General features: G+C 60.1%; 24 protein-coding genes. 8 read left to right on the top strand and 16 right to left on the bottom strand.

From position 1 onward, the window contains the following. Positions 1-62 precede the first annotated feature (62 nt). Complete coding sequence (gene ku / locus ABSE61_RS12180) at positions 63-947, top strand: non-homologous end joining protein Ku (RefSeq protein ID WP_423871359.1); 885 nt, start codon at positions 63-65, stop codon at positions 945-947. Positions 948-977: 30 nt separating this feature from the next. Here ku and ABSE61_RS12175 read toward each other — a convergent pair whose 3' ends face one another. From ABSE61_RS12175 to ABSE61_RS12165, 3 genes are all read right to left on the bottom strand, one after another. After that, positions 978-1,208 carry a DUF6496 domain-containing protein gene (locus ABSE61_RS12175; RefSeq protein ID WP_423871358.1) on the bottom strand — a complete coding sequence of 77 codons (231 nt, stop codon included), beginning with the start codon at positions 1,206-1,208 and terminating at the stop codon, positions 978-980. 246 nt (positions 1,209-1,454) lie between these two features. Beyond that, positions 1,455-3,008, bottom strand: a complete 1,554-nt coding sequence (locus tag ABSE61_RS12170) for a serine hydrolase domain-containing protein (protein ID WP_423871357.1) — start codon at positions 3,006-3,008, stop codon at positions 1,455-1,457. A gap of 423 nt (positions 3,009-3,431) precedes the next feature. Beyond that, a complete protein-coding gene (locus ABSE61_RS12165) occupies positions 3,432-4,601 on the bottom strand; it encodes an alpha-hydroxy acid oxidase (RefSeq protein WP_423871356.1) in 1,170 nt (389 codons plus the stop codon). Positions 4,602-4,850: 249 nt separating this feature from the next. On the opposite strand from ABSE61_RS12165, the gene ABSE61_RS12160 reads away from it, so the two are divergent. Beyond that, positions 4,851-5,423: a TetR/AcrR family transcriptional regulator gene (locus ABSE61_RS12160; RefSeq protein WP_423871355.1), complete on the top strand. Its 573-nt coding sequence runs from the start codon at positions 4,851-4,853 to the stop codon at positions 5,421-5,423. Between the two features lie 68 nt (positions 5,424-5,491). On the opposite strand, the gene ABSE61_RS12155 is transcribed toward ABSE61_RS12160, so the two are convergent. After that, positions 5,492-6,142, bottom strand: a complete 651-nt coding sequence (locus ABSE61_RS12155) for a TetR/AcrR family transcriptional regulator (protein WP_423871354.1) — start codon at positions 6,140-6,142, stop codon at positions 5,492-5,494. Positions 6,143-6,246: 104 nt separating this feature from the next. Between ABSE61_RS12155 and ABSE61_RS12150 the strand changes: the two genes are divergently transcribed. The 4 genes from ABSE61_RS12150 (at position 6,247) to ABSE61_RS12135 (ending at position 9,363) form a co-directional block, all read left to right on the top strand. Further along, a complete protein-coding gene (locus ABSE61_RS12150; protein ID WP_423871353.1) occupies positions 6,247-7,089 on the top strand; it encodes a phytanoyl-CoA dioxygenase family protein in 843 nt (280 codons plus the stop codon). Between the two features lie 122 nt (positions 7,090-7,211). Further along, positions 7,212-8,063, top strand: a complete 852-nt coding sequence (locus ABSE61_RS12145) for a transporter substrate-binding domain-containing protein (RefSeq protein WP_423871352.1) — start codon at positions 7,212-7,214, stop codon at positions 8,061-8,063. Next, positions 8,063-8,707, top strand: a complete 645-nt coding sequence (locus ABSE61_RS12140; protein WP_423871351.1) for an amino acid ABC transporter permease — start codon at positions 8,063-8,065, stop codon at positions 8,705-8,707. The genes ABSE61_RS12145 and ABSE61_RS12140 overlap by 1 nt, the downstream gene beginning before the upstream one ends. Further along, positions 8,704-9,363 (top strand): amino acid ABC transporter permease, encoded by a 660-nt coding sequence (locus tag ABSE61_RS12135; RefSeq protein WP_423871350.1) that lies wholly within the window; start codon positions 8,704-8,706, stop codon positions 9,361-9,363. The genes ABSE61_RS12140 and ABSE61_RS12135 overlap by 4 nt, the downstream gene beginning before the upstream one ends. A 19-nt stretch (positions 9,364-9,382) precedes the next feature. On the opposite strand, the gene ABSE61_RS12130 is transcribed toward ABSE61_RS12135, so the two are convergent. The 7 genes from ABSE61_RS12130 to ABSE61_RS12100 all read right to left on the bottom strand — a co-directional run bounded on the left by ABSE61_RS12130 (position 9,383) and on the right by ABSE61_RS12100 (position 17,735). Further along, positions 9,383-10,072: a response regulator gene (locus ABSE61_RS12130; protein ID WP_423871349.1), complete on the bottom strand. Its 690-nt coding sequence runs from the start codon at positions 10,070-10,072 to the stop codon at positions 9,383-9,385. Beyond that, complete coding sequence (locus tag ABSE61_RS12125) at positions 10,069-12,798, bottom strand: DUF4118 domain-containing protein (protein WP_423871348.1); 2,730 nt, start codon at positions 12,796-12,798, stop codon at positions 10,069-10,071. Before ABSE61_RS12125 ends, ABSE61_RS12130 begins: the two co-directional genes overlap by 4 nt. Before the next feature lie 41 nt (positions 12,799-12,839). Next, positions 12,840-13,445 (bottom strand): K(+)-transporting ATPase subunit C, encoded by a 606-nt coding sequence (locus ABSE61_RS12120; protein WP_423871347.1) that lies wholly within the window; start codon positions 13,443-13,445, stop codon positions 12,840-12,842. 19 nt (positions 13,446-13,464) lie between these two features. Continuing rightward, entirely contained in the window at positions 13,465-15,579 is a 2,115-nt protein-coding gene (gene kdpB / locus ABSE61_RS12115; RefSeq protein WP_423871346.1) for a potassium-transporting ATPase subunit KdpB, read from the bottom strand. Between the two features lie 24 nt (positions 15,580-15,603). After that, on the bottom strand, positions 15,604-17,307 hold the full coding sequence (gene kdpA / locus ABSE61_RS12110; RefSeq protein WP_423871345.1) for a potassium-transporting ATPase subunit KdpA: 1,704 nt from the start codon (positions 17,305-17,307) through the stop codon (positions 15,604-15,606). A gap of 75 nt (positions 17,308-17,382) precedes the next feature. After that, positions 17,383-17,472 (bottom strand): K(+)-transporting ATPase subunit F, encoded by a 90-nt coding sequence (locus tag ABSE61_RS12105; protein ID WP_325012551.1) that lies wholly within the window; start codon positions 17,470-17,472, stop codon positions 17,383-17,385. A 47-nt stretch (positions 17,473-17,519) separates the two neighbouring features. Further along, a complete protein-coding gene (locus tag ABSE61_RS12100; RefSeq protein WP_423871344.1) occupies positions 17,520-17,735 on the bottom strand; it encodes a hypothetical protein in 216 nt (71 codons plus the stop codon). 268 nt (positions 17,736-18,003) lie between these two features. On the opposite strand from ABSE61_RS12100, the gene ABSE61_RS12095 reads away from it, so the two are divergent. Next, positions 18,004-18,882 carry a DUF2927 domain-containing protein gene (locus tag ABSE61_RS12095; protein WP_423871343.1) on the top strand — a complete coding sequence of 293 codons (879 nt, stop codon included), beginning with the start codon at positions 18,004-18,006 and terminating at the stop codon, positions 18,880-18,882. A 15-nt stretch (positions 18,883-18,897) separates the two neighbouring features. Here ABSE61_RS12095 and ABSE61_RS12090 read toward each other — a convergent pair whose 3' ends face one another. Continuing rightward, the gene (locus tag ABSE61_RS12090; protein WP_423871342.1) at positions 18,898-19,110 is read right to left on the bottom strand and encodes a hypothetical protein; all 213 of its coding nucleotides are present in this window, start codon (positions 19,108-19,110) and stop codon (positions 18,898-18,900) included. A 371-nt stretch (positions 19,111-19,481) separates the two neighbouring features. After that, entirely contained in the window at positions 19,482-19,739 is a 258-nt protein-coding gene (locus ABSE61_RS12085) for a hypothetical protein (protein ID WP_423871341.1), read from the bottom strand. Between the two features lie 241 nt (positions 19,740-19,980). Between ABSE61_RS12085 and ABSE61_RS12080 the strand changes: the two genes are divergently transcribed. After that, positions 19,981-20,322 (top strand): hypothetical protein, encoded by a 342-nt coding sequence (locus ABSE61_RS12080; protein WP_423871340.1) that lies wholly within the window; start codon positions 19,981-19,983, stop codon positions 20,320-20,322. Positions 20,323-20,412: 90 nt separating this feature from the next. On the opposite strand, the gene ABSE61_RS12075 is transcribed toward ABSE61_RS12080, so the two are convergent. The 3 genes from ABSE61_RS12075 to ABSE61_RS12065 form a co-directional block, all read right to left on the bottom strand. Then, positions 20,413-20,742 carry a hypothetical protein gene (locus tag ABSE61_RS12075; protein WP_423871339.1) on the bottom strand — a complete coding sequence of 110 codons (330 nt, stop codon included), beginning with the start codon at positions 20,740-20,742 and terminating at the stop codon, positions 20,413-20,415. Between the two features lie 570 nt (positions 20,743-21,312). Next, positions 21,313-21,477, bottom strand: a complete 165-nt coding sequence (locus ABSE61_RS12070; RefSeq protein WP_423871338.1) for a hypothetical protein — start codon at positions 21,475-21,477, stop codon at positions 21,313-21,315. A gap of 22 nt (positions 21,478-21,499) precedes the next feature. Continuing rightward, positions 21,500-22,258, bottom strand: a complete 759-nt coding sequence (locus tag ABSE61_RS12065) for an outer membrane protein (protein WP_423871337.1) — start codon at positions 22,256-22,258, stop codon at positions 21,500-21,502. Positions 22,259-22,327: the final 69 nt, after the last annotated feature.

Here is a 22,327-nt window from a genome sequence, read left to right as displayed (position 1 = left end):
AAGTTCCGTCCATTCCCGCGAGCCTAAGACGAACCAGAGATTGGACCAACGGAGAGATTGTAATGGTCGCGCGCGCCTATTGGAAAGGGTCGCTGAAGCTTTCCCTCGTCAGCTGCCCCGTGGCGCTTTATCCCGCCTCCACGACCGCCGATAAAACCAGTTTCCACATGATCAACAAGGAGACGGGCAACCGGCTGAAGCAGCAGATGGTCGATTCCGAAACCGGCGAGCTCGTCGAGAATGGTCAGAAGGCCCGCGGCTTTGAGCTGAAAAAGGGGAAGTATGTCGAGATCGAAAAGGAAGAACTCGAAGCGGTCCGGATCGAGAGCAACCACACGATCGACATTGACAGTTTTGTGCCTACCGAGGAAATCGACAAGCGCTATTTCAACCATCCTTACTACATCGTACCGGATGGCAAGGTGGGAGCTGACGCCTTTGTCGTGATCCGCGATGCCATGAAGAAGCAAGGCCGCGTCGCGCTCGCCCGCATCGTGCTCACCAATCGGGAGCACATCATCGCCATCGAACCGCTCGGCAAGGGTCTCCTTGGCACGACGCTGCGCTTCGACTACGAGGTGCGCGATGAGGAGACGTATTTTGAAGACATTCGAAACCCGAAAATCACCAAAGATATGGTTGAGCTAGCGGGCCATATTCTGCAAACCAAGGCCGGTCATTTTGACCCTGCAAAATACAAGGATGAATATGAGGACGCGCTGAAGGCGCTGGTCCGGCGCAAAGCCGCCGGCAAGCCGATCAGGCCGGCGGATAAGGAAGAAACGCGCGACAATGTCGTCAATCTGATGGATGCATTGAAGCAAAGCCTGAAAAACGGCCCTGCCGTCAGACGAGCGGCTGCATCCCACTCACGCCACGCGACGTCACGGCGCGCTCCAAAAAAGAAGCCGCACCGATCACCGGCGCGGCATAGCAAGGCAAACTGAGTTTTGGACACGACGGACGGATGCCATCGCCTATCGTCTCGCCTTTCGCTTCTTGGCTTTCCGTCCTCGCTTCGCACTTTTCTTCGGCACCTTCGCGCCCGCGGCCCGCGCCTCGGAAAGGCCGATCGCGATCGCCTGCTTGCGGCTCTTGACCGTGCGGCCGGAGCGGCCGCTCTTCAAGGTGCCGGCCTTGCGCTTTTTCATTGCGCGTTCGACCGTGCTTGACGCCTTCTTCGAATACTTCCGTGCTTTGCGTGCCATGATTTTTCTCCCACGAGTGCCTCGATTCCGAAGTTCGTCGTATTTTGCAGAGCCCTGTTTCGAACTTCGGAATCGAAGGGACACTAGCTAATTTTTAGATCTAGTATGGCCTTGGTTCAGAAGTCCGCATGTCCAACTCGCGGCGCCACCGATGCGGACTTCTGAACCGCCACACTGGCACGGAACTAATCGGCGCCGAGGAAGATGGTTCCCGCTCGATAGCGAGCGGTTCGATCAGTCCTCTTTTCAGTCCTTGGTTTCCCCGTGCAACTCTGCCCTGGTGCCGTCGGTGTTTTCAAAATGAATGTCGACCTGGTTGGCATCAAAGGTGAGCGTCCAAAACTGCATCTGGCTAAATCCCAATATCCGGCGCTCGATCATAAAGGCGCGCTCATTCACCCAACGCCCTTTGGTGGCGTTGATGCCGTACGCCGCCGGCGGGCTTTTGCGAAAGACTCCGTCAAGTCCAAGCAGCCCTGAAAATTGCGCCGTGGGCCGCTCCGGCTTGCCGGTTTCGGTCGTGATGACCCACGAGGGATCCGGATCGGTCAGGTTCAAGCTGAAGGTCTTTACCTTCAGGGTGTTGCTATCCAACTGATAGGTCTTTCCAGAAATTTGCTTTGCCAGTTCGGGCGCTTCGCCAAGCGGCGATGGCCGCTCGGTTGCTGCCTGACCAATCGAGGCCGTCAGGAGAGACTGCGCGATCGGGTCGGGAGGCAGCGGCTGGTCGGATTTGACTGCGCCCACGATGTCATCGATCAACCGGCTCGTCGGATAGTGCTGGTCGTCCCGCAGGACGCCGGTCATGGCGACAACGATATCCAATTTTGGAAGCACCATGATCAGCTGGGAATGGCGGCCAAGGCCCATGTAGGCTCCCTTTTCGGGCAACGACCACCACAAATTCGCATATCGAAATCCGAAGGTCGCAGCAACCTTCCCCAACCGCGCCCGATCCACCCAAGAGGACGGGATGATCTGCTTGCCTTCCCACATCCCGTTATGAAGGTAGAGATAGCCAAATCTCGCCATATCGTGTGGCGCCAGCGAGAGCCCGGCTTCGCCATCCGTCACGCCCTGGGCATCGACCCCGCCCCACCTGGCGCTCGTAATTCCCAATGGGCCAAACAATTCCTTCTTTGCAAAATCCAGCGCGTTTTGCCCGGTCTTCGCGGTAATCAAGGCCGACAGCACATACGGATTGCCGCTGTTGTAGTAAAATTTGGCGCCCGGAGTACTCGACATCGGCTGGTTCAGCACGAATGCGGTACGGTCCGGCGCCTGATACATCCGCATCACCGCTTCGTCCGGCGTGTAGGCCTTCTCCGTCCACTCGATGCCCGAGGTCATGTCCAGCAGATGCTGCACGGTCATCGCTTTCTTGTTCTCATCGATGTTTTGAATCGGCTTGTCGGGGAACAGATCGATCACGGGATGATCTACGCTTTCGAGTTGACCGTTCCTGATTTCGATGGCCGTGAGCGTGCTGACGACACTCTTCGTCACCGACCTCAGGTCATGCGTGACGTTGGGCTGATAGGGCGCATAATAGGCATCGAGCACGATCTTGCCGTGACGAACGATCAGCAAACTGTCCTGCGGATAGCTTCCGACGGTTTCCACCAGCCGGGCCAGCGCGCCGGATTGCATCCCCTGCTCTTCGGGAGTCGAAACCGACCACGCCTTGGTGGGCCAGGCCGCCTCCCCCGATTCTCCGTCCGCTGCAAATCCCGCAGGGGCGATCAAACATTGAAGCCCGCCAAGGAGAACGATAGCGATCACGGTACGCATGCGCGGCATCCCTATTTCCTCCACACGACAGGTATGACAGTTTAATAGAGATAACCCTTATACTACAGATTGCGTCTCGCGACACACTATCTGGACATCGGCTAATTCGAATCCGGGCGTCTGACGCACCCGCAGCCTCGCACGTAAAAGCTATTCGCGCGCTGCAGCGCATGTTGAGCGCGGCAACGCCATGGCGCGCGACGACAATGCCGTGCACGTCATCTGCTTCCTCTAGCCTGTCAGCCACCACACACAGGCGCGAGCCATCAAAACCTTGCGACTCCGGCGCGTCGGTCTGCCACCCGTCATCGAGAGCTTGGGGTGCGCCACAGACACTGGGCGATGGCGCTTTAACCTCTTGGGCAGTCGGGGTATTGCTGCAAACTACTGGAGCCACCAAAAGGCTCAAGGCAAGCGTGAATGCGATGCGCATCATGTCCACGTTCCGGGCGGTTGGCCATGACTGAAGCGTTCGACCGCATGCCGATCGACATCGACCACACGCTTGTAGCCGCAAAGAGCCATCGTTACGTCCAACTCCTTGGCAAGAATGTCGATGGCTTTGGTGGCACCCTCTTTGCCGCCCGCTCCCACACCCCATGCATACGACCGGCCTACCAGGCAAATCTTCGCGCCCAGCGCGAGTGCACGCATGATGTCCATGCCGGTTCGGATCCCTCCGTCAAACATGGTCTCGATCCCGGACCCTACGGCATCGACTATCGCAGGGAGAATCGAGATCGACGATGAAGCTCCGTCGAGCTGCCGGCCTCCATGGTTGGAGACCACGATTGCGTCGGCCCCGGATTTAACCGCAAGCTTGGCGTCTTGAATATCGAGAATTCCCTTCAGGATAAGTTTCCCGGGCCACTGACCCTTGACCCACTCGATGTCGTTCCAGCTCAGTGCCTGATCGAACTGAGTTGCCGTCCACTCCGCCAGGGATTTGACATCCTGCATACCCTTCACGTGACCTGCAAGATTGCCAAATGTTCTACTCTTGCTCTTCAGCATACTCAGAATCCACGCCGGCTTGGTCGCCATGTCGAGAACGTTGCTGAGCCTGAGTTCAGGTGGAACGGACAAGCCATTCCGTACGTCACAATGCCGTTGACCCAGAACCTGAAGATCGACGGTAAGGACCAGCGCGCTGCAGCCGGCGGCCTTGGCACGGCCAATCAATTCCGCGATGAAGCCACGATCCCGCATCATATAGAGCTGAAACCAGAACGGCTTTCCGGTCGCTTTGGCTACCTGCTCGATCGAGCATATTGACATCGTACTCAGCGTAAAAGGTATGCCGGCCTCGTGCGCTGCCTGTGCGGCAAGGATTTCTCCGTTACCGTATTGCAGCCCGGTCAACGCCACCGGCGCCAGCGCGATCGGCAAGGAGATTTTTTTACCGAGAGCTGTGGTGGTAAGATCCCGACCGCTCATGTCAACCAGCACGCGCTGACGAAGCTTGATCTTCCGCAGATCGTCTACGTTTTCCCGGAGCGTCTCTTCTTCGTAGGAGCCTGCGCAGACATAATCGAAAAACGCTCGCGGTACCTTGCGTGAGGCAATATCGCGCAATTCCGCAATGCAGGTGGCGCTTTTCATTGATGGGCTCCATATGTGAGAACACCGATCAGTGCCTCACGGATGGCGGCGGCAGGCGGTACCTTGCTCTGATTTAGCCTGCGAACAGAATTGCGGTTGCGCTTTGAGGCAAAGGTACCGGTCATTTCGGATAGCTCTGGTTCGCGCGGTGGCCCAGCGCAAACAGGTTAATCGCAGGCGAAGACTTTTTCAGGTTGAACGAAACCTGTAAACGTACTGCCCAGTATACTTTAGGGATGGCGGCCAAACATGCGGCTAAAAAGCACTGAGACGCGGAGCCGGATAGTCGATGCTGCCTATCAATCTTTCTGGCGCTCCGGGTTCACCCGCACCAGCATTGATGGTATCGCCGAACGCGCTGAGGTGACGAAGCGGACGGTTTACGCCCACTTCCGCAGCAAGGACGATCTGCTTGCCGCGGTGCTGGTTCATTATCGTGAACTCGCCGCCGAAAGACTCAAACGCATCGGCGATCGGATGCCTGCCGACCGGGACGGACTGATCGATTCCTACTTTGGGCAACTCGTCGGATGGGCAAGCACGACGCCGCGTTGGTCGGGATCGGGATTCACCCGGCTCGTCGTTGAGCTTGCCGATCTGCCCGGTCACCCGGCCCGCGCGATTGCAAAGCAAGCCAAGGCCGAAACCGAAGCGTGGTTGGCCGCCAAGCTGGCGAAGGCGCGGGTACCAAAGCCCCAGCAGCACGCGCGGGAAATCGTCTTGTTGACGGAAGGCGCGATGTCGCTGACGCTGATCCATGGCGGTCGGAACTACATCGATGCTGCAGCACGCGCGGCAAAACACCTCGTCAAGTTAGGATAGGTTCCTACTGCTCATGTCTGTTCCGAGGAGCCTAATACGAGAGATTGCGGCAAATCGCTCGTATCGAATTAGCTGGAAGCCCGCTGCTGACGCCGCTTCGAGGTCAGAAGTCCGAAAAAGACATGGGTCGCCATCTTCTCAACCCATTCGGGCTCGAGTGGCGTTAGCGGAACGAGCAGGCGATAATAGATCGGTCCGTAAAGCGCATCGAGTGTCGCTTCAAGGTCGATCTCCGCCCGCAGTTCGCCGCGCTCAACCCCGGCCCTCAAGATGGCTTTGGCCTCCTCACGGCGCGGGCGTGCATAGCCCTCGATAAAGGCCGCCATCGTATTCGGGTCGCGTTGACCCTCAGCAAGGATCGCTGCTAGCACACGCCCGGTCTTGCCGCCGTAGACGGCTGCGACCCGCCGCAATTGGCTGGTCAGGTCGGCCACCGCCGAGCCGCTGTTTGGGTAAGAGATCTTCGGCGCCGTCTCGGCCAGAAAGCCCGCCATCGCGAGCGACCCCTTGCTGGGCCACCAACGGTAGATTGTGGTTTTGGCAACCCCTGCACGCGCGGCGACCGCTTCGATGGTGAAGCCGGCGATCCCCTTCTTTTCGAGAATGGCGTTGGCCGACCTCAAGATTGCGGCACGCGCTGCTTCATCGCGCGGCCTTCCGATGCGTGCGCGGGTCACGGGCTTCGCCGCCGCCCGCTTTTTCTTCGCAAAATCAATCATCGGACCTGACGTCCCCCGGAACTGGAATCTGCACAAAATTCGACATTGACAGCCGCTGTTATCATAGAAACGATACGCGCAGTATCGAAATAGGGGAGCGACGGATGGGTTCGCAACTGACGCAGCAACAAGTCGATTTTTTCCGAACCAATGGCTACCTCTTTCCGCTCGACGCAATTTCCGCCACTGACGCCGCAGCGCTGCGCACGCGGATCGAAGCTTACGAGACCCAGTCCGGCGAGGAGGTCAACAAGCGTCTCAAGATCAAGGCCCACCTGGCTTTCCCCTGGATGTGCGAGCTTGCCCGCCATCTGGCCATCGTCAAGGCCGTGCAGTCGCTTCTTGGGCCCGACCTGCTGCTGTTCGGATCGTCGGCCTTCGCCAAGAATGCGCACGACATACGCTTCGTCTCCTGGCATCAGGACTCGGCCTATTACGGACTCGACCCTCACGACAGCGTCACGGCATGGGTAGCATTGTCGCCGGCAACTTCCGAAAGCGGCTGCCTGCGGGTCCTACCTGGAAGTCACACCGGCCCGGATCTGGTCCACGACGAAACCTACGATGCCAATAATCTACTGGCGCGGGGCCAGTCGCTGCGTGGAATTGACGACAGCCTCGCGGTTGAAATGCCGCTTAGGCCCGGACAGTTCTCATTACACCACGAACGCACCGCGCATGACTCGCTGCCAAACCGCTCGGACGACCGGCGCATCGGAGTGGCGTTCTTCTACATGGCCGCCCACGTCCGCTCGACACTTGGTCCCCGCTCAGCCATGCCGGTCGCCGGCGTCGACACCTATAGCCATTGGAGTCGAGATCCCGAGCCTCAAACGGACCTCGATCCGGTCTCGATGGAGTATCTGGATTCGATCTGGGCGCGATACCGCGATCAAGCGGCCACGATCCAGGCTGCGCGCCAAGCTGCAACTCAGTCCGCCGTCTGAAGGGTATCGCGCCGGGGAGGTCGTCGATGGTGCAAGCGAAGGCGGCGAGAGCGCCAGCGGCATAGATGGCACATTCCTTGCCTGATTTGAGTGGTTCATAACGTTAGTCATAGGAGATCAATATGCCTTCGAAGATCGATTCCGGCCTGACCAGACGTCACGTACTGACGGCCGCCGCTTCGGCCGCCGCAGCCATTGGCCTGCCTCGTTTGAGCCACGCCGAAACCCTTGCAGGCATCACCAAGCGCGGCTTCATGACGGTCGCCACCGAGGATGACTACCGGCCTTTCGAATTCATGAAGGATGGCGTGGCGACCGGCTATGACCAAGAGCTGCTCGAGATGCTGAAGAAGAAGGTCGGGTTCGAAATCCGACAGGACATCATCCCGTGGACCGGCATTCTGCCGGGCGTCACCAACGGGAAATACGATGCGGCCGTGACCGCGATCCTTGTCACTCCCGAGCGCATCCAGGCCCTCGATTTCACGAGTCCGGTCGCTGCCTCGGTCGATTTCTATCTCAAGCGCAAGGGCGACCCCAAGATCACGTCGATCAAGGATCTCGATGGCAAGCCGCTCGGCGTCGAAGCCGGAAGCGCCATGCTGAAGCTGCTGCCGCAGCTTGAGGATATGCTGAAGACAACCGGCGGCAAGCTCGGCAAGATCGTGACTTACCAAGGCTATCCCGAAGCCTATCAGGACCTCTCGATCGGCCGCATCGACTATGTGGTCAACACATTCCTCAGTCTGGCGACGGTTGCGAAAGAGCGGCCGACAGTCTTCGAACTCGGCGAGGCGGTTTCCAAGCCCACTTACATCGCCTGGGCCGTGCAAAAGGGCAATACGGACCTTCTGAAGGTGTTCAACGACTTCCTGCTTGGCGCACGCAAAGACGGCTCGATGTATGCGCTCCAGAAAAAGTGGTTCGATACGACGTTCGAAAGCATGTCGGAAACACCTGTAGCCAATATCTGATGACGACCGTCGATTATCTCGCGCTGCTTGCCGGCGCGGGCAATACGATCGCGATCTCGGCGATCGCGATCGTTCTCGGCAGCCCGCTTGGGCTTATGCTGGCACTTATCCGATGGGCCAAGGTGCCAGGCCTCGACGGGCTGGTTGCAATTCTCGTGAGCCTGCTGCGCGCCACGCCATCCGTGACGCTGATGCTGCTTGTTTACTTTGCCCTGCCGGTTTTGGGGATTGAACTTCCGAGGGTGGTCGCAGCCGTGTCCACCCTTGCGCTCGGTTCGATGGCCTACAATTGCGAGATCTGGCGCGGAGCTTTGCTAACGTTCCCGAAAGACCAGCTTGATGCCGCAAAGGCTTTCGGGATGCGGCGCAACCTGCGTCTTCAGCACATCATCCTGCCGCAGCTCGTGCGATCGGCACTGCCGGCACTGGTCAACGAGATGACCCTGTTGATCAAGGTCAGCCCCGCCATTGCGGTGATCGGGGTGGCGGACGTGACGCGCGCGGCAGTGCGCATCGGAGCCAGCACCTATCAACCGCTGCCGCCGTTCACGGTCGCGCTTCTGATCTACCTCGCCATCATCGGAGCCCTCGTTCTGGCTCAGCGGCTCTTTGAGAATCGCCAACTCGCCGGGAACGCGGCATGAATTTCCACGGTTTCGAGATCGTGTGGTCGCAGCGCGATCAGATGCTGAGCGGATTGGCGCTCACGCTTCAGATCGTCGTCATTTCATCGGTACTCGCGGGCATAGTGGGGTTCGCCGCATTCTGGCTTCTGGTTCAGGGTCGAAGCTCCGTCGTCCGTCCGATGAAGACGGCTATCGATCTCATCCGTGCGGTCCCCTTCATGCTGCTCTGCTATCTGATTTATTATGGTCTGCCGTCGCTCGGCGTCACTTTCAGCAACATGACGGCCGGGGTTACCGCGTTGACCATCTACAACGCCGCCTATGTCGCCGAGCTTCTGCGGGGATCCTGGAAGGCGCAGCCTGCTGAGGCGAACGAGGCCGCGCGCGCCCTGGGATTTCATGGCTGGAAGCTGGTGACGCGCATCATTCTGCCGCCGGTTTTCCTCGATGCGGTGCCGATGCTCGGCAACCAGATGATCCAGGTCATCAAGGACAGCGCGTTCCTGGTGATCATCACGGTGCAGGAACTGACTTACGCCGCGAACGAGATTCAGGCGACCTTTTACGTACCGTTCGCGAGCTTCATCTGCGCGATCCTGTTTTACTGGATTCTGTGCCTTGGCGTAGAAGGCGGGGTTCGCAGCCTTGTCCGGGTCGCCGAAAGCCGGCGATAGCGGCTCGGATAATCCGCGTTCAATCCTGCGCCCGCAGGCGATAGCCGATGCCGGTTTCGGTCAGCACGAATTGCGGACGCTCGGGATCGGTCTCGATCTTCTGCCGGAGTTGCCGCACATAGACGCGCAGATATTGCGCGTCCGTCATCTCGTCCCATAATTCCTTAAGCAAGAGCCGGTGGGTCAACACCTTGCCGGCATGCTGCACCATGACCCGCAGCAGATCGTATTCCTTCGGCGATAGCTTGACCTCGCGCTCGCCGACCTTCACGATGCGGCGCACCAGATCGACGGAGAGATCGCCGCTGCGAAATACCGGGCGTTCACCATGGACCTGCAACTGATGACGCAATGCCGCGCGCATGCGGGCCAGCAATTCATCCATGCCGAACGGCTTGGTCAGGTAGTCGTCGGCGCCGAGATCGAGCGCCTGAACCTTGCCCGCCTCATCACCGCGGCTCGACAGCACCACGATCGGAACGCTGTCGTTGCGGCCGCGGATCATCCGCAACAGGTCATGTCCCTGGATGTCGGGCAGGCCGAGATCGAGAATGATCAAGGCCGGGTCCTCGGCGAGCAGCTCAAGTCCGGTCTTGCCGTTCGGGGCCTCCAGGATTTCGTAGCCCTGCGTACTCAGCCCCATCCGGAGCAATTTGCGGATCGGCGGCTCGTCGTCGATGACAAGGACTTTGATGAGGGGCGCGCTCATGCGGCGGTATCCAGTACGTTTGAGGCCGAAGACGGTACAGGCAGGCGGATCGTCAACACGGCGCCGCTGCGATCGCGGCGATTGTCGGCGGCGATCATGCCGCCCATCGCCTCGATGAAGCCGCGGGAAATCGCCAATCCCAGCCCGGTGCCGGGGCGGACGTGATCGCCCTTCTGGGCGCGGTAGAATTTATCGAACACACTTTCCAGTTCGTTTTGCGGAATGCCATCGCCTTCGTCGAGGATCTGAAGCGTGACAAAATTCCTGTCCCGCCATCCCTTGATCGAGACCGTGGTTTCGGGCGGCGCATATTTCGCGGCGTTGTCCAGCAAATTGAACAACGCCTGTTCGAACAGCACGGCGTCGAGTTCGAGCATAGGCAGATCGGCCTCAAGTTCGAGCGATACTTTATGGTGGACGAGAATCTTGCTGGCGCGCCGCAGAGCGCTGCCGACGATTTCGCCGATATCGTGCCGCGCGGTATTCGGCTTGATGGCGCCGGATTCGAGCTTGGTCATGTCGAGCAGATTGGCGATAAAACGATTGAGCCGCTCGGATTCGTCGATCACGGTCGCCAGCAGATCGCGCTTCTCGGCCTCGTTAAGCCCGCCGGCGAGATCGCGCATGGTGGAGGCCGCGCCAAGCACCGAAGCCAGCGGCGTTTTCAGATCGTGCGAAATCGAGGTCAATAGCGCCGAGCGCAGGCGATCCGATTCCACGGTGCGTTTGACACGGTCCATGTCCTCGACCAGCAAAACACGTTCGATCGCAAGCGCGCTTTGATCGACCAGCGCGTCGAGCAGCCGGCGTTGATCCGGCGTCAGCAGCGGGCCGGCCTTGTCGTCGTCGATACCGATCACGCCGATCAACCCGCGCCCGGTTCGCATCGGCAGAAACAGCCGCTTGGCGCCGGGCAACGTATCCGAGCCGCGCCCCGCGGGCCGGTCGTTGCCCCAGGCCCAGTTGGCGGCGGCGAGATCGGCCTTGTCGAGCTGATCCTCGGGCGGATAGCCCGCCTTCACCGTCAGCACGCCGTTCTCCGGCAACAGCAGCACCACGCGCACCTTCAGCATCAGGGCGGTCTGATAGGCGCTCGCCCACAGCACGTCGTCGAGCGTGGCGGTACTGGCCAGCTTGCGGCTGAAGGCGTACAGCAGTTCGGTCGTTCGTATCCTGCCGATTGCGGAGTCTGCCTGCGTGCGCACGCGCGCGGCAACGTTGGAGACGAGAATGGCGATCAGCATGAAGAAGAAGAACGCCGCGACGTTGGTGGGATCGGTGATGGTGAAGGTGTAGATCGGCGGCAGAAAGAAGAAATTATAGCAAAGCGAGGCCGCGACACTGGCGAGCAGCGACGGCCACAGCCCGAAGCGAACCGCAACGCCCACCACCGCGGTGAGAAACACCAGATCGACATTCTCGATCCCGAACATCGGCTGAATGAATTCAGCCGCGGCAAGGCCGACGCCGACGATCAGGAGCGACATCAGATACGGCATTGGGTTGAACGGCTCGTGCCGCTCCGCCGTGCGCACGGTCTTTTTCGGCACCGGATCGGCGGCAAGCTCCTCGCCTGCGATTACATTGACGCTGATATTGCCGGCGCGGCGGACCAGATCGTGCACGACCGATCCCCGCGACAACTCGAACCACCAGCTCCGTGACGCCTTTCCGATGATGATCTGGGTGATATTGTTGGTCTGGGCAAAGCCGATGACGTCGTCAGCGATCCGCCGGCCGACAGCCGGAATCGTCAGCGCCTCGCCACCGAGCGCTTCCGCCAGCCGCAACGTATCGGCCAAACGGTCGCGCTCCACGTCGCCGAGGCGCAACGAGCGCCGTGTCTCGATGTTCATGGCCGTCCAAGGCGCGTGCAGCCGGTCGGCGAGCCGCTTGGTGTAGCGCACAAGGCCGGCCGAGCGCGGGTCCTCGCTGATACAGACGAGAATGCGTTCACCGGCCGCCCAGGGACCGGCGATGGCATTGGCCTGCATGTGGTTGAGGAGTTGCTCGTCGACGCGTTCGGCGGTCCGCCGCAGCGCCAGCTCACGCAGCGCGGTGAGATTGCCCGGCGAGAAATAATGCTCCAGCGCCCGCTCGGCCTGTTTCGGAACGTAGACCTTGCCTTCCTTCAGCCGTTGGATGAGATCGTCGGGCGTGAGGTCGATCAGCTCGATGCCGTCGGCGCGGTCGAAGACCGAATCCGGCACGGTTTCGCGCACCCGGACATGCGTGATCTGCGCGACCACGTCGTTGAGGCTTTCGATGTGCTGGATGTTGACCGCGGTGTAGACATCGATGCCGCGCGACAACAGCTCCTCGACATCGAGATAGCGCTTGGGGTGACGGCTGCCCGGCGCGTTGGTGTGGGCGAGCTCATCGACCAGCGCGAGCCGCGGCCGGCGCGCGATCAGCGCATCGAGGTCCATTTCCTCGATGACCTGATCCTTGTAGGCAATGCGTTTGCGCGGAATCACCTCGAGCCCGTGCAAAAGCGCCTCGGTCTCGACCCGCCCGTGGGTCTCGACGATGCCGACCACGACATCGACGCCAGCCTTCTGCCGGGCGTGGGCGCTTTGCAGCATTTCGTAGGTCTTGCCGACGCCTGGAGCGGCGCCGACGAAGATCTTCAGCCGCCCGGCCTCGCTGTTCTCGCGCCGCGCTGCTTCCAGCAGGGCTTCCGGCGAAGGGCGTTGTTCGGGATCACGGCGCGGCTGCTGAACCATAGCAATAATATAGTCCTCACGCCGCACCTAGCCTAGTGGAGCTAAGGCTTGGCAGCCGCGTCCAGCGCAAGGTTAAGCGCCAGAACGTTAACCCTGGGCTCGCCGAACAGGCCGATCAGACGCCCGGAGGTGTTTTCGGCGACCAGCTGACGGACGCGATCCTCCCCCATACCCCTCACCTTCGCCACGCGCGGCACCTGGAATAGCGCGCCTTCCGGCGAGATATCGGGATCGAGCCCGCTCGCCGACGTCGTGACGAGATCAATCGGGACGCTGGCGGACGGATTTTCCGCTTTCAATTTGTCGACGTCTTCCTTGATCCGATCGCTGAGCGCCTTGCTTGTCGGGCCCAGATTCGAGGCGCCGGAATTCGCGGCATTATAGGGCGCAGGCACCGTCTTGCTCGAATCGGCCGGGTCCGGCGCGGTCGTTGCCGACAGACGGCCATGGAAATATTTGTCGTCCTTGAATTCCTGCCCGATCAGCGCGGAGCCGACCACCTTGCCGTCGCGCTCGATCAGGCTGCCTTGCGCTTGTGTCGGAAAGATCGCGCCTGCAACTTCCGTCATCGCGAGCGGATAGGCGAGACCCGTGATCAGCGTCAGCAGCAGCAAGATCAGGATCGCCGGGCGGATTTCTCTAAGCATAGTCGTTCTCCTGATGAAGTTAGGCCAAATGCAAGGCGGCGACGACGAGGTCGATCGCCTTGATGCCGATAAAGGGAATGATGATGCCGCCCAGCCCATAGACCAGCAGGTTACGGCGCAGCAGCGCACCGGCGCCAATGGGACGATAGGCGACGCCTTTCAGCGCCAGCGGAATCAGCGCCACGATAATCAGCGCGTTGAAGATGATCGCCGACAGAATCGCACTTTGCGGGCTCGCCAGATGCATGACGTTGAGCACCGCCAGTTGCGGGTAGAACGCCAGGAACATCGCGGGGATGATCGCGAAATATTTGGCGACGTCGTTGGCGATCGAGAACGTCGTGAGCGCGCCCCGCGTCATCAACAACTGCTTGCCGATCTCGACAACCTCGATCAGCTTGGTCGGGTTGGAGTCGAGATCGACCATGTTGCCGGCTTCGCGCGCGGCCTGGGTGCCGGTATTCATGGCAACGCCGACGTCAGCCTGCGCCAGCGCGGGTGCATCGTTGGTGCCGTCGCCGCACATCGCCACCAGCTTGCCGTTAGCCTGCTCGTCGCGGATCAACTTCAGTTTATCTTCGGGGGTTGCCTGAGCCAGAAAATCATCGACACCGGCTTCCGCGGCGATCGCGGCTGCCGTCATCGGATTATCGCCTGTGATCATCACGGTTCGGATGCCCATGCGACGCAGCTCCGCAAAGCGCTCGCGGATGCCGCCCTTGACGATGTCCTTCAGGTGAATGACGCCAAGCAGACGACCGTCCCTCGCAACGGCGAGCGGCGTGCCACCGGATTTGGAGATTTCGTCGGAGATAGCGGCGATTTCGCGCGCGGCGTCGGAGTTCAAGGATGGCTGCAAAGCGCGAACCGTGTTGCCGGCTGCGACCTGGGCCACTCCGCCGCCGACATAATTCAGGATCGCTTCGACCGCGCCTTTGCGGACCGAGGAGCCGCCGGCATCGATGCCGCTCATGCGGGTCTGCGCCGTGAACGGAACGAAGGTCGCCGACAATTCGGCCATGTCGCGGCCGCGGATGCCATATTTCTCCTTGGCCAGCACCACGATCGAGCGGCCTTCCGGGGTCTCATCCGCGAGCGAAGCGAGTTGCGCCGCATCCGCCAATTCCTGTTCGGAAACGCCGCGAATCGGACGAAATGCCGTCGCCTGGCGATTACCGAGCGTGATGGTGCCCGTCTTGTCGAGCAGAAGTGTATCGACGTCGCCGGCGGCTTCGACCGCGCGGCCCGACATCGCGAGCACATTGAAGCGTACCAGCCGGTCCATGCCGGCAATGCCGATCGCCGACAGCAACGCACCGATGGTGGTCGGAATCAGCGTGACGAACAACGCCACCAGGATGATCACCGAAATCTGCCCGCCGGCATAAGCGGCGTAACTCGGGATCGTCACCGTCGCGAACACGAAGATGATGGTGAGGCCCGCCAGCAGGATATTGAGCGCGATTTCGTTCGGCGTCTTCTGCCGCTCGGCGCCCTCGACCAGCTTGATCATGCGATCGATAAAGGTCGAGCCCTGCGCCGCCGTGATGCGCACGCGGATCCAGTCCGATAATACTTGCGTGCCGCCGGTCACCGCCGAACGGTCGCCGCCGGATTCCCGGATCACGGGCGCGGATTCGCCGGTGATCGCGGCTTCATTCACCGAGGCCACGCCTTCGATGATTTCGCCGTCGGAGGGAATGTTGTCGCCGGCCTCGACCAGCACGATATCGCCGACCTTCAGGCTGGTGCCCGGCACGAGGCGATAGTCCCTGCCCGATCCGGCCAGAAGTTTGGCCTGGCTTTCAGTGCGGGTTTTGCGCAGCGATTCGGCTTGCGCCTTGCCGCGGCCTTCGGCGACGGCTTCGGCGAAATTGGCGAACAGCACCGTGAACCACAGCCACAGGATGATCTGAAAGGCAAAACCGAGGTCGGGGGCGCCGGTGATGAGATCGCGCACAAAAATCACGGTCGTCAGCGTGGCGACGACTTCGACCACGAACATCACGGGATTCCTGGCCATTGCCCTCGGATCGAGCTTGACGAAGGCCGAGCCGATCGCGGGCCACACGATCTTCGGATCGAGCATGGTCGCAACCGGCATCCGCTTGTTGGCTTTTTGTACGACTTCCATGGACGTAACTCCGAGAGTGACCGGTCAGAACAGGGTGTTGGCGTTCATCGCCAGGTGCTCGACGATCGGGCCGAGCGCGAGCGCCGGGAAGAAAGTGAGACCGCCGATGATGAGGATGACGCCGACGACGAGACCCACGAACAAACCGCCGGTTGTCGGCAGCGTTCCGGCCGAGGGTGGAATCGATTTCTTGGCTGCGAGCGAGCCCGCCATCGCCATCGCCGGAATGATCATGAAGAAGCGGCCGACGAACATCGCGCTTGCGAGTGTCAGATTATAGAAGAACGTATTGCCGGATAGCCCGCCAAACGCCGAGCCGTTATTGCCGGTCGCCGACGTGTAGGCGTAGAGCACCTCCGTAAAGCCGTGCGGGCCGGCATTGTTCATGGCCGCAACCGTCGACGGCAACACCACGGCAACCGCGGTCCAGCCGAGATACATCAGAGGCAGCACGAGAATGGCAAGCATCGCCATCTTGACCTCGCGCGCCTCGATCTTCTTGCCAACATATTCCGGCGTGCGTCCGACCATCAATCCGGCGACGAAGATCGCCAGCACGACGAACAGCAGCATGCCATAGAGGCCGGCGCCGACGCCGCCGACGATGATTTCGCCGAGCTGCATGTTGATGAGAGGGATCATGCCGCCGAGCGCAGTAAAGCTGTCATGCATCGCATTGACCGCGCCGCAGGACGCCGCCGTCGTGACCACCGCAAACAGGCTCGAGGCGATAATGCCGAAGCGGACTTCCTTGCCTTCCATGTTGCCGCCGGTCAGCCCCAGCGCGTCGAGCGCCGCGGTGCCGTTGGCTTCCGCCCAATAGGTGACGGCAACGCCCGCGACGAACAGCACGCCCATCACGCCCAGGATCGCCCAGCCCTGCCGCTGATTGCCGACCATGCGGCCGAACACGTTGGTCAGCGCCGCGCCGATCAGGAAGATCGACAGCATCTGCACGAAATTCGAGAGCGCGGTCGGGTTTTCGAACGGATGCGCCGCGTTGGCATTGAAGAAGCCGCCGCCATTGGTGCCGAGCATCTTGATCGCGACCTGCGAGGCCACCGGCCCGACTGCAATCGTCTGCTTTGCCCCCTCCAGCGTCGTGGCCTCGATATAGGGCCCGAGCGTCTGCGGCATGCCCTGCCAGACCAGAAACAGCGTGTAGACGATGCAGATCGGCAGCAGCACATAGAGCGTGGTGCGGGTGACGTCGACCCAGAAATTGCCGACGGTGCGCACCGAGGCGCGGGAAAAGCCGCGGATCAAGGCGACCGCGAGCGCAATGCCGGTCGCGGCCGACAGGAAATTCTGATGCGTCAGGCCGAGCATCTGCACGAGATAGGACATCGTGCTTTCGCCGCCGTAGTTCTGCCAGTTGGTGTTGGTGATGAAGCTGATCGCGGTGTTGAAAGCGAGGTCTTCAGCGACCGCCGATTGGCCCGCCGGGTTGAACGGAAGTGCGGTCTGCAGCCGCATCACCGCATAAAGGATGAGAAAGCCGCCGACATGGAAGAACAGCATCGCGAGCGTATAAGTGACCCAATGCTGCTCGCGCTTCTCATCGACTCCGCCGACCCAGTAGATCGCGACCTCGATCGGCCGAAGCAGCGGCGACAATAACGTCCGCTCGCCATTGAACACGCGCGTCATGTACCAGCCAAGCGGTTTGGTCAGCGCGACGATAACGGCGCAAAACAGAAAAATTTGAATCCATCCGATGGCGGTCATGGCAGGGATGCCTTTGAACTGAAGTTTGAAGTTTTGGAATCGCGGCGGCGTTGACGCGAAGGCCTTATGCGGCAATCAGAAGCGTTCGGGGCGCAGCAGCGCGTAGGTCAGGTAAAACAGCAGGCCTGCGGAGACGAGGCCCGCGAGCGCGTAATCGAACATCATGGTCATCTTCCTTTGAAGTGCTTCGGATCATCCATTCGACAAGGCCTTCAAAGCCGTTCGCAGGCGTAGGTGTAGCCGATCGCCGCGGCGAAGAAGCCAAGGCCGAGGGCCAGCACAATTATGTCCAACATGGAGTTCTCCTGACGGTGCCTGCTCGCGTGCGCAATCTGGCGCAGACGCGAACAGCCGGGTTGCGGCAGATCAAACCGTATGAACATAAGACCTGCCGACTCTTTCGCCGGTTGAAGTGCCATCCACTGCATAGGTTTTCGAGGCGAGCGGGATCGCGACGTTATAAGAATCTCATAAAGACCGGCGCTCCCGCTCACATCCCACAACATCCCTATAACGAAGCGCTGCGCGTCATCCCGATATCCTATGCGGACATCGCTACGTTGATTGCGGAAACGCATTCGGTGCCGCACGCACGATCGACCGCGTCCATGCGCGGTATGAATCTTGCTCCTGAATCGAAGCTAACTTGCTGAGAGAAAAGATATTATTTTTTTATCCAGGAAGCGACAGACAGATATGCCGATCAATCTTTCCAGCGTTTTCTCCTTGCTCGCACGCAACGCCGTGACGAAAGGGTGGCGCGCGCTGACGGTTTCGGCTGTTGTCACGGCCGCATTCACGGGAGCGGGCGGCATCTCAGCGCATGCAGAAAATCCCGACATCGCAAGCCGCCGCGCCGCCGAGCGAACTGATTTTTCCAACGACGAAATCAGGGAGGGTTTTTTCAAGATCGCGTTCGGCGCCGAGCTGCAACTCGACAAGCCGGCCGGCCGCGTCCGCAAGTTCGACGAGCCGGTGAGGATCTTCGTGGAAACGGCAAGCGCGGACCGGCGCAATGAGCTTGCCAACGTCGTGGCCGATATTCGCACGCGGGTGAATCATCTCGACATCGACGTCACCAACGATCGCCGCGCCGCCAATCTGGTGGTGCGGCTGGTTCCCGAGCGCAAGCTGAAACCGACCATCCGCGCGCTGTACGGCAACGACAAGGCGAAGCGAATCCAGCAGGCGCTCAACCCGGAATGCCTGTCGGGGATCGGCAAGGACGAACGTTTTCGGATTCGCCGCGCCGAGGTGATCCTGCCGATCGATGCCGGGGATTTCACGTTCTTCGATTGCGCCTATGAAGAGCTGCTACAGGCGCTCGGCGCCATCAACGACGATGCTTCCGTGCCGTGGACGATGTTCAACGACGACGTCCAGATGGGTTTCTTCGACGTCTACGATCAGTATCTTCTCAATATTCTCTACGACCCGCGGATCAGGCCCGGCATGACCAAGGACGAGGTCGATGCCGTTTGGCCCGACATTCTGTCGAGCGCGCGAACATGGGTGCACGACATCAACCCGCCGCGGCGCGCCGAATCAGAAGATCATCAGGTCAATCGCAACTAGCTCGTCGCTAATCAATCAGTGCGAGCGATTTCGCGACGACGACGACGAGTATTCGGTGATCCCGAAATCGTTCTTCGCCGTGTGTTGGCTCGACTGTTGCGCGGCCAACTGGCTCGCACGGGTATTTTTCGACGGCGCGCTCGCCGAAGCGCCGGCTTCAGCGCGGCCGGTCAAGCTGACAGCGGCAAACAGCAGGGTAAGTACGATGGCTGCGAGGCGTGTGGTCATGGTTTCCTCCAATGATCCCAAGAGAACTTCCAAGACAACGGAGCCTGGTTGAGCGTTTCCTGACCGATCATTCGGCTCAACGCCTGAACGGCGCCTTGTTGTCTCGTTGCAAGATCATGATACCGAGCTTCGTCGCGCGCAATAAACATTCGGCAGATGCATAAAAGATCAGCACGCCAGAGGCGCCGCTGAAAGATACGTCACCTTTAGGTTAATGCGAAACGGCGAACGAGGATCACGCCAGATCGCGGCTACGCTCGCGCGTGACTGCCGCTGCCGCAGCTTTGGGCAGTCCAGAGGTGATCGAGATTTGAGATGCGGTGAACGCCAGAGTCACCGCGCGCTGATTCGGCTGGAGGAAGGCCGAAATCCTAGTTCGGTTTGCCTGACGATTTCGCTGCCGGCTCGGAATCGTGGACCTGGCCCCAGGGGTCGTACGGCTTTTTCGGTGTCGGAATGCGGTCGAGCGCGGCCTTGTAGGCCTTCTCATCCACCCTTGGCTTGGTGTCGGTGCTGGGCGCCGCATGGCTGCCCTTCTTGCCCATTTGGGCGTGGGCTGCGGGAACGAGAATCAGCAGCGTCGCCGCCGCGGTTAGCGTGATTCCAGCCGTTTTCAGCCTGCCTGCCATGCGTCGTCTCCTCCCTTGCACCAACAGCATTGAACTCCAGATTTATCAACGAAGACACTTCAATCTGGCCTGCCTGAAGACCACAGGTCGGCTTGAGGCCTTGGAAAGGGCTTCGACGCGATGCACCAAAAAAGCGTCAGTATTACTGTCGTTTGTTGCTGTTTATATATGAAAAATAGCTACTTGCCGCTGCAACGCGATAAGAGATATCGTTTTAAGCGGTTTGATGCAGGATTGTGCGATGCGCACCGAAACAGATTCGCCAGGAACACAAGCGCGTAGGGCCGAAGTCACAAAACTGCCTTCCCACATCTGGGCTGGTGGCGTTGCGGTTCGCACGATTTTTCTGATCGTGCTCATCGCTCTCACCGCACGCGTGGCAAGCCCGCAGATCGAACGGCTTTCCTCGATCTATGAGACACCCGGCGATCTCATTCGCGTACTGATGGGCGTTGGCGTTTGCGCATGGTTTGTCGTCAACGTTTTCAAACTGCCCAAGGATGCCGGCGCCTATCGCACCTGGATGTATATGGGCCTTGCGCTGTTGCCGCTCGGAGCGCTGTGCGCCTACGTGGTCTGGTAAACTCTTCAAAGCTTGTTTTTGTAAGCTGATCGGAACGGTCGGTATTCAGCGGTGCTGCCCAAGCACGTGCCTTGCGGTATCCTGATTGGCCTATTCCCAGAACGTGACGATCAGTCCGCCCGCGACGATCAGCAAGCCGCCCAACACAACCGGCACGCCGGGCGGACTGCGAAACACGATCAAATTGACCACCTGCCAAGTGACGAAAAGGATCGCGATATAGAGTCCGACCACGCGGTTGAATTCGATCGGCGCAAGGTTGAGTGAAACGCCGTAACCAAACAGAAGAACCGCTCCGGTGAGAAATAAGCCGCTACGCGGCAGCCATGCGGTTTGGCCAATTCCGATGCGTACGACCGCATCACCAAATGTTTCCAGCGCCGTTGCGACGATTAGAAACAAAAAGATTCTGTAGTCCATGCTGCTCCTGCTCTCACGCTCGCCGCGCATTTGCGCCCTCCTGAAGGCCATCGCCGCGCTGGGCGTCATCTCGAAGCTGTTTGTAGCAGCAGGATCATATTCACAACTCTCGGCGGGAAGTCGTGCTGTCGGGGAACCGACAGTCTAAATAGACCCTCGCGGATGGAAGTCGATTGAGCGTTTCCTGAACAATCTGAGTTACCAACGGCCACGCCGCATCGCGAGCGACCCATCCAGTGGGCGCGCGACGTCGCTCCAGAAATATTGTGAGTGTCCAGTCGCTACCGTCAGTGCGCTGCTTGATATCTTTTAGCTCGACTGGGTTTGGGGGCTTCTTCTCGGTCATCGGCGTACGGCACAGATTACCAGCGCGGCGGCCCGACCAACGCTCAACCTGTCACTGCACCATGCAGCGAGCAGCCGAAAATGGTTCCACACGATAGCGACGGGGAAGCAAGACACGAACATTGCTCGCGCCAGAATGAATCATATCGCGGCGGGCATTCTTAATTGAGAGGAAGCAACAATTATCGACGATCTGTTTGCGAACCAACGAGTCGCTCTCAACGCTCAGCCGCGCCACATCGGGGACTTCGGTCCACCGTAGTAACGCAACTGGCTGAAGCTCTTCTTCAGCATCGCGCTTTGCAAGCCGCTGACATATCCCGCCACCACAGCACAAAATGCTGCGGCGGCGATGGCGGTCCCGAGTTTTCGGATCCAGATAGAAGCCATAATCTGTCGCTTCCGCGGCTGCTTAGTATTTCGCAACCACCGGACCGCCGAACTTGAAATCAAGCCCGACCGTCACGACCGAATAGGTGGTCTCGGTGGTGTAGGGAATTTGCCCGTTCAGCGTCAGCCCCGTGGCGGCAACAGCTGCGCGGTTGTAACCGTTGAAATTGTAGTAACGGTACTCGAACTTGGCGCTGAGGTTGTCGGTGATCGCGTAGGCGAAGCCGGCGCCGGCGGTGAGACCGTTGCCCTGGACGTTGAACTGATCGACCGGTCCACCCGGCGGGGTGTTGGTGTGCTGAAGGCTGCCGAAGGCGTAACCGCCGGTGAAAAACATCAGCCAGCGGTCGACCGTGAAGCCGCCCCGCACGCGCAATGTCCCGCCCCAGCGCAGACTATCCGCATCGACCCCGCCTACACCGGGGAACGCACCGTTCGCGAACTGCGCGGCGTCGTTGCCCCTGATGCCCGACCAGAACAGATCGCCCTCGACGCCAACGATGTAATTGCCGCTTTGCCAATTATAGCCGGCTTCGCCGCCCGCCAATCCGCCTTGCGAACTGTAATTCGCGGTGAAATCCGCAAACGGCACTGCCTGGCCATTGGTGTTGTTGACGTTGTGGTTGCCGAAGCCGCCGCCGCCGAACACGCCGACATAGGCACCGGTCCAGTCATAGACCGATGGCGGCGGCGCTTTGGCATAAGGCAGGTCCGCAGCTTGCGACGGTGACAGCACCCCCAACATCCCCAGTGAGACGGCTGTGAAAAGAATTCGCTTCATTGTTAGCCCCTGTCGAATTGTTCCTGGTGAAACGTGTGACGGCCTTGGCCGTCACCTCCTTTCCACGCC

The sequence above is a fragment of the Bradyrhizobium sp. genome (assembly GCF_049519115.1).
GTDB lineage: Bacteria > Pseudomonadota > Alphaproteobacteria > Rhizobiales > Xanthobacteraceae > Bradyrhizobium.
The sequence above is the reverse complement of the archived record's forward strand: the minus strand, read 5'-3'. Positions and strand labels throughout refer to the sequence as shown.